Below are 13,612 nucleotides of genomic sequence, written 5' to 3'. Positions count from 1 at the left end.
GAGTTTGAATGAGTTTACGTCTGCTGCTCTTGGGAGCATTCAGTGCCGCCATGGCCACCACTGCCGCCGTGCCGGCATTGGCCGCGCCGCGCGGTTTCACCGTGGAAGACATGGTGGCCATGGAACGCGTGGGCAGCCCCGTGCTGTCGCCGGACGCCACGCGCGTCGTCTACACGGTGCGCACCACCAACCTGGACAAAAACCGTGGCAACACGCAGCTGTGGATGATCGACCTGCGCGCGCCGAACGCGGCGCCACGCCAGCTCACGCGCGGCGATGCCAGCGCCAGCGACCCGCAATGGTCGCCGAACGGCGACGCCATCTACTTCCTCTCCGGCCGTTCCGGCTCATCGCAAGTGTGGCAGCTGCCCCTGAACGGCGGCGAAGCGGCCAAGGTCACCGACCTGGCGCTGGACGTCGACAGCTACCGTTTGTCGCCGCAGGGCGACCGCCTGGCCTTCAGCATGGGCGTCTTCCTCGATTGCGCGGACCTCGCCTGCACGAAAAAGCGCCTCGATGACAAAGCCAAGAACAAGGCGAGCGGCATGGTCTACGACCAGATGTTCGTGCGCCACTGGGATACCTGGGCCGATGGCCGCCGCAACGCGCTGTACTCGGCGCCGATCGATTCGACCGGCAAGGTCAGCGCCGCACCCGTCAGCCTGAGCGGCACCCTCGATGGCGACGCGCCATCGAAACCGTTCGGCGACAACGGGGAATACCACTTCAGCCCGGACGGCAAGACCGTGGCCTTCTCCGTGCGCGTGGCCGGCCGCACGGAATCGTGGTCGACCAACTTCGACGTCTACACGATTCCCGCCGCCGGCGGCCAGGCGCCGCGCAACCTCACGGCCGACAATCCGGCCTGGGACGCGAAAGCCACCTGGTCACCCGATGGCCGCACCCTGGCCTATGTCGCCATGACCAAGCCGGGCTTCGAAGCGGACCGTTTTCATCTGGTGCTGATGGATGTTGCGACCGGCAAGAAGCGCACCGTGGCCGACGACTGGGACCGTTCCGTGGCCGACTTCCGCTGGACGCCGGATAGCAAGGCCTTCCTCGTTTCCGCCGATGACGTGGGCCAGCACCGTCTGTTCCACATCGACGCGGCCAGCGGCAAGGTCGCAGCGCTGACGGGCAAGGGCGCCGTGGGCGACTTCGACGTACGCGGCAACACCATCGTGCTGGCGCAGGCCAACCTGGCTTCGGGCGCGCAGCTGTACACGCGCAAGCTTGACGCCAAGTCGGAAAACGCACCGATGGTGCAGCTGACGAAACAGAATGCGGCAGCCCTGGCCGACGTGCGTTTCGGCGAATATGAACAGTTCTCGTTCGCCGGCGCGAATGGCGAGACCGTCTACGGCCACGTCATGAAACCGTGGAATGCCAAGGCCGGTGAAAAATATCCAATCGCTTTCCTCGTTCACGGCGGCCCGCAAGGCAGCTTCGGCAACAGCTGGAGCTACCGCTGGAATCCGCAAGTGTATGCGGGCGCCGGCTACGCCACCGTCTTCATCGACTTCCACGGTTCGACCGGCTATGGCCAGAAGTTCACGGACTCCATCAGCGGCGACTGGGGCGGCAAGCCGCTGGTCGACTTGCAGAAGGGCCTGGAAGCGGCCACCAAGAAATTCCCGTGGCTGGACCGCGAGCGCAGCTGCGCGCTGGGCGCGTCGTACGGCGGCTACATGATGAACTGGATCGCCGGTAACTGGCCGGACGGCTTCAAGTGCCTGGTCAACCACGACGGCGTGTTCGACAACCGCGGCATGGCGTACGCGACGGAAGAACTGTGGTTCACGGAATGGGAAAACGGCGGCCCGTACTACGACGCACCGGCCAAACACGAGCAGTTCAATCCCGTGAACTTCGTGAAAAACTGGAAGACGCCGATGCTGGTGGTCCAGGGCGACCTCGATTTCCGCATCCCCACCGCGCAAGGCCTGGGCACCTTCACGGCGCTGCAGCGCCAGGGCATCCCGAGCAAGCTGCTGGTCTTCCCGGACGAAAACCACTGGGTACTGAAACCGGCCAATTCGCTGCTGTGGCATCACACCGTTTTGGATTGGTTGAATACCTACACCAAGAAGTAAACGGATACATGTCGGATTACGGCCTTCGGCCTCGGCGGCCCCGCCTAATCCGACCTACGTAAAAAAGCCGCGCGATGCAGAGATGCACCGCGCGGCTTTTTATCATGTAGGTCGGATTAGCGGCGCGCAGCGCCGCGTAATCCGACACAGCAGCACATCAATACGTATTAAGCGCCTTGGCAAACTTCACGATCCACAAGCGGCTTGGACGCTCGCGGTCGTTGCCGCGCGCCACGCGGATGGTGTTGGCGGCGTTGCAGCCGGCCGCGCTGCTGGTGATAATGGTGCCGTTCGCATCGACCGTGCACTTGGTCACGTCGGCGCCATCGACTTCCACGCCATTCGCGTCAAAGACCTTGGTTTTCAGGCCGAAGTCATTGTCGTTGGCCAGCGCAATGGTGGAGTCGTCGATCAGGGTCAGGCCTTCGGCCTTCTCCGCCGCCCAGCCGATGGCGTTCAAGTCCAGCAACATGGTTTTTTTCAACGGCGTGACGGCCGTCCAGTCGGCGCCATTGACGGCCGCGCCGCCCATGCTGCTTTTTTCCAGGTCCGACGTCGCCGCGTTGAAGGCGGCGGCCGCGATGTCCGTGGCGCCCTTCAGTTCGACCAGCATCAGTTTATTGAACACCTTGCCCGATGGCGCGGCGCCCTGCTCGATGACGAGGAATTTGCCGCCGCCCAGCGCCACCATGTCGCCCAGCTTGGCATTGCCCGTGCGGCCATCCTGGTAGTCGGCTGCATTGAGCGGATACGCATACATCTTGCCGCTGGTGCCCGTCACCGGGTCGAATTCGATCCAGCGCGTGAAGCGGGCGAAACGCTCGACCTGTTCATTCTTCTTCGTCACCGAATACGGCGCAGTACCGTCGGACAGAGGGCTTTGCAGGAACGCATACAGCTTGTCGTTGCTCGTATCGAGCGTCATGCCTTCCATGCCGCGGTTGGCGCGGCGCTTGGCGAACAGCGCCGGCAAGCCCTTGCCCGGCTCGTACTTGGCCTGGATGATGCCCGTGGCCGCATCAATCCTGACGATGAACGGGCCGTATTCGTCGGACACCCACAGCGCGTTGCGCTTGGCATCGACGACGATGGACTCCGAATCGAGACCGCCCGCATTGAAGACAGCCTTGCCTGCCGCGTCGAACTTCATCGCATCCATGACGGGAATCTCGGCCGAATTGCCGACGGCGCCCACGGGCACGGGCAAGCCCGAGCTGTTGACGGTGGCCGATACCTTGATCGGTGTGCTCGACGACAGCACGGCGCCGTTCTTGCCCACCGTGAGCACGCCGAACGAAGGCGTGAAGCTCGGCGACGGGAAGATCTTGCTGCCGATCGTACCCTTGCCCGATGGATCGGGCACCAGCGGGCCGTCGCCGTTCGGACCGCGGTCCGTCAAGCCATAGAATTCCAGGTCGCCCGCCGCATTCTTGCCCTTATAGGCCAGGCCCGAACCATACGATGGCAAAAAGCCGTTCGGGAATTCGCCCTTGATCTTGGCGTTCGCGCCTTCGTACGGCACGTAGAACTTGCTGTCCGCCTGGATCTGGTAGCGCGTCACGGTCACTTTCACTTCGCCGACCGGGTTGGCTTGCGTCAGCGCCTCGTTGACGGGCGCGCCCGCTTTCGAGGCCAGGGTGTCTTCGAAATGCTCGCGCACGAGGGCGCGGCGTTCTGCATCGACCGTGCGGCCGGCGAACTTCGCGCCCACGGCCGCCAGATGCGCGGACAGGGCCGCGTTGAAGACGGCCGGAACGGCGGCAAAGTCCAAGGTCTTGCCGGCCAGCGCGGCCTTCACTTCCGCCGTCAATTTGATGCCGTTCGACGGATCGCTGTCCTCGTCCAGCAATTGCAGCGCCAGCAGGCGGTTGACGACCTTGTCGTCCCCCACGTTGGTGCTGGCGGCCAGCGCCAGCGGCGTGACGACGGGGCCGCATGGGGCCGAACCCAGGGCCAGGCCGCCCACGCTGAAGGCGACCGTATCGCCCGGGTTGCAAATGAACTCGCCCTTGGCATTGGTGCTGGCCTTGGCCGCGCTGCCGGCCACGTAATCGAGCCCTTCCACCGCGCCGTCGAGGAACACTCCCGTCTGCGCCACGGGCTTGGCCGGCTCATTGTGGCTGTCGCTGCCGCCACAGGCGGCCAGGGCCAGGCCGGCGGCGATGGCCAGCAGGGTCAGTTTCGGGGTGGACGTTACGGCAGTCTTCATGCATTCCTCGGCTAGGGTGGGATTGAAGCCGTGGAGGATAACTGCTCAAAGTGACAAGCCCATGACAGCCGTTACGGCGGTGGCGTATCAGCAACAGGTCCGCCGATGCCGCCAAAGCGCCCATCGGCCTGGCGCCGGAATTCCTTCGGCGTGACGCCCTTCACCTGCAAAAAGCGCCGGTTGAAATTGGCCACGTTCTGGAAACCCACGTCGTAGCAGACATTCGATACGTATTGATCCGTATCCATCAGCAGCTGGCAAGCCTTGTTGATGCGCAGGCGGTTCATGAAATCCGTGAAGCTGTTGCCCGTCGCCTTGCGGAAGAAGCGCGAGAATTTACTCAGCGACATGCCCACCTGCTCGGCCAGCATTTCCGCCGAAATCGGCTCGCGGTAATTGTCCGTGATGTAGTTGAGGACGGCATTGACCTTGGCCAGGGTGGCGTCATCGTCGTAGGAACGCAAGGAGGCGCTCGACAGCAAGCGGTAGTTGGCCGTGCGCGCCAGCTTGCTCATTAATTGCACGAATTCGGCGAAGCGCTCGGCGCCGTGCGTGGCGCGGATGCGCGCCAGATGCTGTTCGGCCTCGTGGCCCATGTCGAAAAACTCCACGCCATAGCTGGAGCGCTCGAGCAGCGGCAGCAGCTCGCGCAATTCGGGAATGACGCGCGCGGCGCCGGCCAGCGGCGCATGGGCGAATTGCACGATCATGTCGCGCAGGGCCACGCCGCCTTCCGGCATCACGTTGGATATCCAGTTGTGCGGCAGGCGCGGTCCCGTCAGCACCAGGTGGCCCGGTGAAAACTCGCCGATATAGTCGCCCACGAACAAGCGCCCGCTGGTGGCGACGATCAGGTGCAGCTCATACTCTTCATGGCAGTGCCAGCGCACGCGCGAGCTGGGATAACCATGTTCCAGGTAATTGATGATGCCGTCGTAGCTTTCGCGTTCCAGTTCGGGCGCCTTGCGCTCGCTGTCCTTCTGCCATCGGTATTCCATGCTTGTCTCTCCCAGGCTGTCCCCGCCTGTGCCATCCAATGTACCTCAAAAAGCGTCACTCGCCAAAGCGGCCCAGCGCCTGCTGGCGAAATTCCTTCGGCGTCATGCCCTTCAATTCCAGGAAGCGGCGGTTGAAATTGGCCACGTTATTGAACCCCGCCTCGTAGCAGATGTTGCTGACATAGCGCTCCGTCTCCATCAGCAGCTGGCACGCCTTGTTGATGCGCAGGCGGTTGACGAAGTCTGTGAAGCTGTTGCCCGTGGCGTGGCGAAAGAAGCGCGAAAACGTCCGCTCGGGCATGTCCACCTGCTCGGCCAGCTGCTTCAGCGAGAACTGGCTGCTGTAATTGTGCACGATGAAGTTGATGGCGGAACTGATGCGCGCCAGGGCCACGTCGTCATCGCTCGACTGCATGGGCACCGTCGACAGCAGCTGGTAGTCGCTGGTCTGCGCCAGCTCGCCCAGCAAGGTCAGAAATTCGATGAAGCGCGGCAGGCCGCTGCTGTCGCGGATGCGCCGGAAGCGCCGCAGCGATTGCTCGCTGACCCCAAAGAATTCCACGCCGTGCAAGGCGCGCTGCAGCAGCGGGAAAACATCCTTCAATTCGGGAATGGCGGCGGCCATCGACGCCAGCGGCGCATGCGAAAACTGGACCACCATGTCGCGCAAGGCCACGCCTTCGGGCGGCGTGTCGAGCGAGACCCAGTTGTGCGGCACGCGCGGCCCCGTCAGCACCAGGTGGCCAGGCGTGAACTGGCCGATATAGTCGCCGACAAAGACCTTGCCGCTGCTCTCGACGATCAGGTGCAGTTCGTACTCGTCATGGTAATGCCAGCGCACCAGCGCATTCGGAAAGCCGTGCTCGAGGTAGCGGATGAAGCCGAAACTGCCTTTCGGCTCGAAGCCGGGCGTGGCGTCGCGCTGCTGTTCCAGCTCCATCTGCGGCAGTGTGGCATCGGCCTTGCGTGGCATGGCGCGCCCTCCCCGTCAGGCGACGATCTGTTCCAGCGCCCCGCGCGCACCCAGTCCATACAGGCTGGCCAGCGCTTGCGCCACCGCCTGCGCAAACGCTGGCGTGTCGCTCAAGTCGCCGAACAGCTCGCGCAGGGACAGCAGCGCCGCGGCGTCCGCGCCGCCCTGCAGCGCCAGCGCGCGCAGACGCACCGCATACGGGTCGTTCAAGGGCATGTCGCGCCCCTGCTCATCATGGCCTTCCAGGTAGCGGAACCAGCACGCCACGGTAAACGCCAGCAGCTTGATGGCGCCGCCCTGCGCCAGCGCTTCGCGCACGGAGGGCAGCACGAATTTCGGGATACGCGCGGAACCTTCCGTGCCGATGCGCGCCAGCTGGTCGCGCACGGCCGGATTCGAAAAGCGCTCGATCAGCGTATCTTTATAGCGGGCCAGTTCGATGCCTTCCACTTCATCCAGCAGCGGCGTCACCTCGTCATCCATCATGCGCCGCACCAGTTCGCGGATGCCAGGATCGTTCATCGCTTCGTGCGCAAACGTGTAACCGAGCTGCATGCCGATGTAGCACAGTGCCTGGTGGCTGGCATTCAAGAGGCGCAGCTTCATCTTTTCATACGGCAGCACGTCGTGCGTCATCTGCGCACCCACCTTTTCCCAAGCCGGCCGGCCCTGCGGGAATTCGTCTTCGATGACCCACTGGCGGAATGGCTCGCACACGACGGGCCAGGCGTCGATGATGCCGAAGCTCCCGCGCACGAGTGCCCGGTGTTCATCGGTGGTGGCCGGCGTGATGCGGTCGACCATGCTGTTGGGGAAGCTGCCATCGGTGGCCAGCCAGCGCGCCAGCTCAAGGTCGCGCAGGGCGACAAAAGCCAGCAGCATCTTGCGCGTCACGTCGCCATTGTTTTGCAGGTTATCGCAGGACATGATGGTAAACGGCGCCAGTCCCCGCTGGTGGCGCAAGGCCAGCGCGGTGGCCAGGTAGCCGAACGAGCAGCGCGGCGATTCCGGATGCGCCAGTTCATGCACGATGTCGGGGTGGGCCGCATCGAATTCGCCCGTGCCCTGGTTCACATAATAACCGCCCTCGGTGATGGTCAGCGCGACGATGCGCGTGCCGGGGTCTGCCAGCTTTTCCAGCACGGCTTGCGGGTCGTCGGGCGCATACAGGTATTCGCCGACGCAGCCGATGACGCGGGCAGAATCGCCCGCCGCGCTGCGCTCGACCACCGTGTACAAGCCATCCTGCGACCGCATGGCGTCGCGCATGGCCGCATCAATCGCCAGCAAGCCCACGCCGCAGTATCCCCATTCCACGTTGCCGGGCAAGGCCAGCAAATCGTCGAGGTAGACGGCCTGGTGGGCGCGGAAAAAACCGCCCACGCCGATATGCACGATGCTGGGCACGAGCGTCTCGCGCACGTATGCGGGCACGGCCACGTTCCCTGGCAGCTTGGCCAGGTTCGCCTGGTTCAATGCGATCGATTCCATTACAGCGCTCCTTTCGCCGCCGCATAGGTCTTGCCGGCGCGGTCAAAATAATGGACGAAGCCCGGCTCGAACGTCAGATGCGTCTGCTGGCCCGGCTGCAGGCTGCTGCGCTCGGCGCCGCGCGACACCACCTGCACGTTGTTCGGCAGGCGCACATAGGTCAGGGTTTCCACGCCCAAGGACTCCACCAGGTCGACGGTGACGGGCACGCTGCCCGGCTGCGCCGCGCCCAGGTGCACGTGCTCGGGGCGGATGCCGACAAAACCGTCCGCCTGCGCCGCGCTGCCCGCTTGCGCCAGCAACTGAGGCGCCGCATCGGCCGGCACCACGTTCATGCTGGGCGTGCCGATGAATTGCGCGACAAAGCGGTTGGCGGGGCGGTCATACAGTTCCAATGGCGAGCCATGCTGCTCGATCTGCCCGTCGCGCAGCACCACGACCCGGTCGGCCAGGGTCATCGCTTCGACCTGGTCGTGGGTCACATAAATCGTGGTGGCGCCCAGTTCGCGGTGCAGCTTGGCGATCTCGATGCGCGTCTGCACGCGCAGTGCCGCATCGAGGTTCGACAGCGGTTCATCGAACAAAAACACTTTCGGATCGCGCACGATGGCGCGGCCGATGGCCACCCGCTGGCGCTGGCCGCCCGACAGTTCCTTCGGCGTACGCTCCAGGTATTTCCCCAGATCGAGGATGGTGGCCGCCTTGTCGACTTTCTCGCGGATGATGGCGGGATCGACGCCAGCCAGTTTCAGCGCGAACGACATGTTCTGGAACACCGTCATGTGCGGATACAGCGCATACGATTGAAAGACCATCGCCAGGTCGCGCTTCGACGATGGCAAGGCCGTGATGTCGCGCCCGTCGAGCGACAGCTTGCCGCCGTCGATCGGCTCCAGGCCCGCGATCAGGCGCAGCAAGGTGGACTTGCCGCAGCCGGACGGCCCGACGAAGACGACGAACTCGCCCTGTTGGATTTCCAGGTCGATGCCCTTGATGGCGCGGTGCTCGCCAAAGAATTTTTCGATATTGCTCAGTTGAAGGTAAGCCATGATTGTGTCTCTATTCTGTAGTTTATTTGACTGCGCCGAAGGTCATCCCCTGGACCAGTTGTTTTTGGCAGAACCAGCCCAGCGCCATGATGGGCGCAATCGCCATCAGCGAAGCGGCCGACAATTTGGCCCAGAACAGGCCTTCCGGGCTCGAATACGAGGCGATGAGCCAGGCCAGGGTGCCCGCGTTGGACGCGCCCAGGTTCAGCGACCAGAACGATTCATTCCACGACCACACCATGCAGACCAGCGCCGTGGACGCGATGCCGCCCACGGACAAGGGCAGCACGACGTGGCGGAATTCATCCCACACGGTGGCGCCATCCATGCGCGACGCTTCGAGGATTTCGCGCGGCAGCTCCTTCATGCTCGTGTACAGCAGCCAGATCATGATGGGCAAATTCATCAGCATGAACATGATGGTCAGGCCGATGCGCGTATCGAGCAGGCCGAAGTACTGGTAGCAGATATAGATCGGCATCAGGGCGCCCACGCCGGGCATGTAGCGCGAGCTGAGCATGAATTTCAGCAAGCCGATGGTGCCGCTCGTGGGAAAGAAAGCCATCGAATACGCTGCCGGAATGGCGATCAAGAGGCCAATGGCCGTCGACAGCACGCTGGTAAACAGCGAGTTCGACGCGTAGCCGAAGTAATTGTCGCGCGCCAGCACTTCGCGGAAGCTGTCCAGGGTCGGTGTGAAGAACAGCAGCGGCGGTGTGGAAATGGCTTGCCCTTCCGTCTTGAAGGCCATCAGGCCCAGCCAGAAGATGGGAAAGAACAGCAGCAGCGCGAACAGCCAGGCGGCGGCTGTGCGGCCATACAAATTGAGTTTGCTATGCATCAAGGTCTCCTTATTTCGACAGATTCTTGCCGATGACGCGCATCAGGAAGAAGGCGGCGATGTTGGCGATGAGCACGGCGAACAGGGCGCCGGCCGAGGCCGCTCCGACGTCATACGACAGCAGCGCCTGCTGATAGATCATGAAGGTGATGGTGGTCGTGTCGAAGCCGGGACCGCCGCCCGTCGTGGTAAAGATTTCCGCAAAGATCGACAGCAGGAAAATCATCTCGATCATCAGCACCACCGAGACGGCGCGGCCCAGGTGGGGGATATAGAGGTAGCGCAACTGCTGCAGATACGTGGCGCCATCCATGCGCGCCGCTTCCAGCTGCTCGCGGTCCATCGATTGCAGGGCCGTCATGAAGATCAGGCAGGCAAACGGCAGCCATTGCCACGAGACCATCATGATGATGGAAAACAGCGGGTGGGCCGACAGCCAGTCGACGGGCGTGGCGCCAAAGAAAATACTGATTTGTGCGAACAGGCCGTAGATCGGATTGAGCAGCATGTTCTTCCACATCAGGGCATTCACGGCCGGCATGATGAGGAAAGGTGAAATCAGGAGCACGCGCACGATGGCGCGCCCGGGGAACGCTTCATTGATCAGCAGCCCCAGCGCCGTGCCCAGCACCACCGTGATCAGCATGACGGAAAACAGCAGGGTGAACGTGTTCTGCAAGGCCGGCAGGAACGAGGCATCGGTAAAGAAAAAGTGGAAATTGGCGAGGCCATGGAAAGGATGGCCGCTCGGATCGAGCATGGAATAGCGCACGAACGCGTAATACAAGGTGATCAGCAGCGGGATCACGGAAATGACGGAGACGGCAAGCACGGCCGGCGTCAGCAAAGTCCGGGGGATAATGCGTTTCATAGTGTTCTCTTGGGGCAAGGGGAAATCTGGGGTCAGACCCGGCGGGTCTGACCCCTGCTTTACGCCGTTGGGGTAAGCAAACTACTCGACAAGGACGCTGCGTTATTTGTAGTAGCCGCCCTTGCGCATTTCTCTTTCCGCCGTCTGCTGCGACAACTCCAGCGCCTGGTCCACCGTCACCTTGCCCAGCAGCGCTGCCGCCATCTGCTGGCCGGCCGCCACGCCGATCACCTGGAATTCGGGAATCGATGCGAATTGCACGCCTACATATGGCGATGGCGGCAAGGTGCTTTGCACGGCGCGCGTGGTGGCCAGCGCCTTGCCTTCGGCGGCGGCAAATTTCGCCACTTTCTGGAACTCGGGGCTCGCATACGTCGACTTGCGCGTGCCCGTCGGCACGTTGGCCCAGCTCGTTTCCTTGGCCACCAGTTTCACGTAGTCGGGCGACGTGGCCCAGTTGATGAAGCGCTGCGCTTCACTTGGGTGCTTCGAGCTCGAAGGAATGGCCAGCGACCAGATCCACAGCCAGTTGGCGCCCCGCTCCGTCACGCCCACGGGCGACTGGGCGAACGCCACCTTGTCGGCCACCTTGCTTTGCTTGGGGTCCGTGATGAAGGAGGCGGCAATCGTCGCGTCGATCCAGATGCCGCACTTGCCCTGGTTGAACAGGGCCAGGTTTTCATTGAAGCTGTTGGCGGCCGCACCCGGCGGGCCGTATTTCTTCATCAGGTCGACATACATGGTGACCGCGTCCTTCCACGGCTTGCTGGTAAATTGCGGCTTCCATTTCATGTCGAACAGCTGGCCGCCGTAGGAATTGGCCATGGTGGTGATCAGCGCCATGTTATCGCCCCAGCCCGGCTTGCCGCGCAGGCAGATGCCGTACACGCCGTTGGCAGGATCGTGCAGCTTGGCCGCCACGTCGCGCAGCTGGTTCCAGGACGGACGGTCCTCGATCGTCACGCCCGCCTTTTTGACGAGGTCGCTGCGGTACATGATCATCGAGCTTTCGCCATAGAACGGCGACGCGTACAGCTTGCCGTCGCCGGACAGGCCTTCGCGGATGGCGGGCAGCAAGTCGTCGATATCGTATTTGGCGTCCGGCTTGATGGGGATCAGCCAGTTTTTCTTGCCCCAGATGGGTGTTTCATACAGGCCGATGGTCATCACGTCGAACTGGCCGCCTTTGGTGGCGATATCGGTGGTCATGCGCTGGCGCAAGACGCCCTCTTCCAGGGTCACCCATTTGAGCTTGATGTCGGGATTGGCTTGCTCGAAGAACTTGCCGAGCTTTTGCATTTCGATCATGTGGCCGTTGTTGACGGTCGCGATGACCAGGTCGGTGGCGGCAAAAGCGGACGAGCTGAGGCAGCCGGCGATCAGCGCGGCAATGGCGGAACGTTTCATTGTGTGTCTCCAGTGTTTTTTGTCGTTGGCAATGCCCGATTACTTGGCACCACGACCACAATGTAGCACCGGCCTTTGATACTTTCTGATACTCCAAAACCGCAATTCGATACTCTTTTGCAAGCCCATCATGCGCAAGAGTATCGATATGTAGCAAAAACAACACTCTGAAAGAAAGTATCAGTACTTGCACGTTTTGTATCAGGGTGGTCAAAAAAGCGCTGCTAGACTTGGTTTTCGGCATTAGACCGTGTGCGGTGGCCGCCTTCCTGGGCATCACCGCTACCACCAACATTCTTCTGGAGACCGCATGAATCGCACTGCATTGAAAACTTTACCTGCCCTGCTGCTGGCCATCGCCAGCGCTTCCGCCATGGCCGACCCGATGTACCCATCCGACTCCGAAGGCTTCCACGGCTACCTGCGCGCTGGCGCCGGCAGCAACACGTCGGGCGACGGCGGTTCGCAAGGCTGCTTCGGCCTCGGTGGCAACACCATGAAATATCGTCTGGGCAATGAGTGCGACGCCTACACGGAATTCGGCTACACCAAGTCCGTTGCCCAGTCCGGCGGCGTGAACTTCCTGGCCACCATCTGGGTCAACGCTTACGCGCCAAACTCGGATTTCGGCGACAACAAACTGGGCATCGTCAAAGCCTATGTCGAAGCGCAGGGACTCGATTTCCTGAACGGCGGCACGGCCTGGGTCGGTAAACGCTTCTACTACCGTCCTGACATCCACATGCTGGATCTGCAATACATCAACATGAACGGCACGGGCGCCGGCCTGGACCGCATTCCTGCGGGCCCGGGTAAATTCTCGTATGCCTTCTTCAAGGACAACGACGTCAACACCGTGTCGCCGACCGGCGTCGTCAGCACCAAGTCTGCCGTGCGCCAGAACTTCATCTACGGCGAGATTCCCGTCAATGAAAACGGCACCCTGGACCTGGCCGCGACCTACATCATCGGCGAAGGCAAGGACAACGACGCTTATGGCCAAAAGCACAATGGCTGGCAGCTGTCGGCATTCCACCGTCAAGCGAAAGTCTTCGGCGGCGGCAACACCTTCGGCGTGCAGTACGGCGTCGGTCCTGGTGTCGGCGGTGCCGGCAACGGCCAGTTCGGCGCTTCGGGCGACACCGGTTTCGGTTCGGACCGCAAGCGCACGCGCGTCTTCAATGACATGGCGATCCAGCCGATGGCCAACTTCGGCATGGAATTTGTCGCCCTGTGGCAAAAAGACGAGTCGAATGCTACCGGTTCCTCGACCTGGACCTCGGTCGGCGTGCGTCCTGTGTACGCGTTCACCAACAACTTCAAGCTGGTGGGCGAACTGGGCACGGACCGCGTGACGCAATCGGGCGGCCAGCCAGCCAAGCGCTTGACCAAGCTGACCATCGCACCGACGATCTCGGCAGGTCCTGGCCTGTGGTCGCGTCCTGAACTGCGCGCTTTCGTGACGTACGGCAAATGGAACGACGCGGCCACCGCCTCGGTCAATGCGTCGAACAACGGCGGCCCGATCTACAACAACAATACGAGCGGCACCTCGTATGGTTTCCAAGTTGAAACTTGGTTTTAAGCTGAAACAACCCAGAAGCAAAGGCTGGGGTCAGACCCAACGGGTCTGACCCCGAAAAAAGGGCGGAACTTCGGTTCCGCCCTTTTCTGTTTACC

General features: G+C 62.4%; 10 protein-coding genes. 2 read left to right on the top strand and 8 right to left on the bottom strand.

The window, feature by feature from the left end:
- Nucleotides 1–8: 8 nt before the first annotated feature.
- Entirely contained in the window at nt 9–2,093 is a 2,085-nt protein-coding gene (locus AC54AG_RS14480) for a S9 family peptidase (RefSeq protein ID WP_496630743.1), read from the top strand.
- Nucleotides 2,094–2,250: 157 nt separating this feature from the next.
- On the opposite strand, the gene AC54AG_RS14475 is transcribed toward AC54AG_RS14480, so the two are convergent.
- The 8 genes from AC54AG_RS14475 to AC54AG_RS14440 form a co-directional block, all read right to left on the bottom strand.
- Nucleotides 2,251–4,302 (bottom strand): esterase-like activity of phytase family protein, encoded by a 2,052-nt coding sequence (locus AC54AG_RS14475; RefSeq protein ID WP_496630742.1) that lies wholly within the window; start codon nt 4,300–4,302, stop codon nt 2,251–2,253.
- A 71-nt stretch (nt 4,303–4,373) separates the two neighbouring features.
- Complete coding sequence (locus AC54AG_RS14470; RefSeq protein ID WP_046684811.1) at nt 4,374–5,300, bottom strand: helix-turn-helix domain-containing protein; 927 nt, start codon at nt 5,298–5,300, stop codon at nt 4,374–4,376.
- Nucleotides 5,301–5,355: 55 nt separating this feature from the next.
- Nucleotides 5,356–6,273 (bottom strand): helix-turn-helix domain-containing protein, encoded by a 918-nt coding sequence (locus AC54AG_RS14465; protein WP_496630741.1) that lies wholly within the window; start codon nt 6,271–6,273, stop codon nt 5,356–5,358.
- Between the two features lie 15 nt (nt 6,274–6,288).
- Nucleotides 6,289–7,764, bottom strand: coding sequence for a mannitol dehydrogenase family protein (locus AC54AG_RS14460; RefSeq protein WP_496630740.1), 1,476 nt, complete (start codon nt 7,762–7,764; stop codon nt 6,289–6,291).
- Nucleotides 7,764–8,813, bottom strand: coding sequence for an ABC transporter ATP-binding protein (locus tag AC54AG_RS14455; protein WP_331777628.1), 1,050 nt, complete (start codon nt 8,811–8,813; stop codon nt 7,764–7,766). The genes AC54AG_RS14460 and AC54AG_RS14455 overlap by 1 nt, the downstream gene beginning before the upstream one ends.
- A 22-nt stretch (nt 8,814–8,835) precedes the next feature.
- The gene (locus AC54AG_RS14450; protein ID WP_496630739.1) at nt 8,836–9,654 is read right to left on the bottom strand and encodes a carbohydrate ABC transporter permease; all 819 of its coding nucleotides are present in this window, start codon (nt 9,652–9,654) and stop codon (nt 8,836–8,838) included.
- A gap of 10 nt (nt 9,655–9,664) precedes the next feature.
- The gene (locus AC54AG_RS14445) at nt 9,665–10,525 is read right to left on the bottom strand and encodes a carbohydrate ABC transporter permease (RefSeq protein ID WP_496630738.1); all 861 of its coding nucleotides are present in this window, start codon (nt 10,523–10,525) and stop codon (nt 9,665–9,667) included.
- Between the two features lie 102 nt (nt 10,526–10,627).
- Nucleotides 10,628–11,932, bottom strand: coding sequence for an ABC transporter substrate-binding protein (locus AC54AG_RS14440; RefSeq protein WP_034758460.1), 1,305 nt, complete (start codon nt 11,930–11,932; stop codon nt 10,628–10,630).
- A gap of 310 nt (nt 11,933–12,242) precedes the next feature.
- Here AC54AG_RS14440 and AC54AG_RS14435 point away from each other — a divergent pair, with 310 nt between their 5' ends.
- Complete coding sequence (locus AC54AG_RS14435; protein WP_496630737.1) at nt 12,243–13,517, top strand: maltoporin; 1,275 nt, start codon at nt 12,243–12,245, stop codon at nt 13,515–13,517.
- The last annotated feature ends 95 nt before the right edge of the window (nt 13,518–13,612 follow it).

This window comes from Janthinobacterium sp. BCJ23 (assembly GCF_059617945.1).
This window is presented reverse-complemented; position numbering and strand designations above follow the sequence as displayed.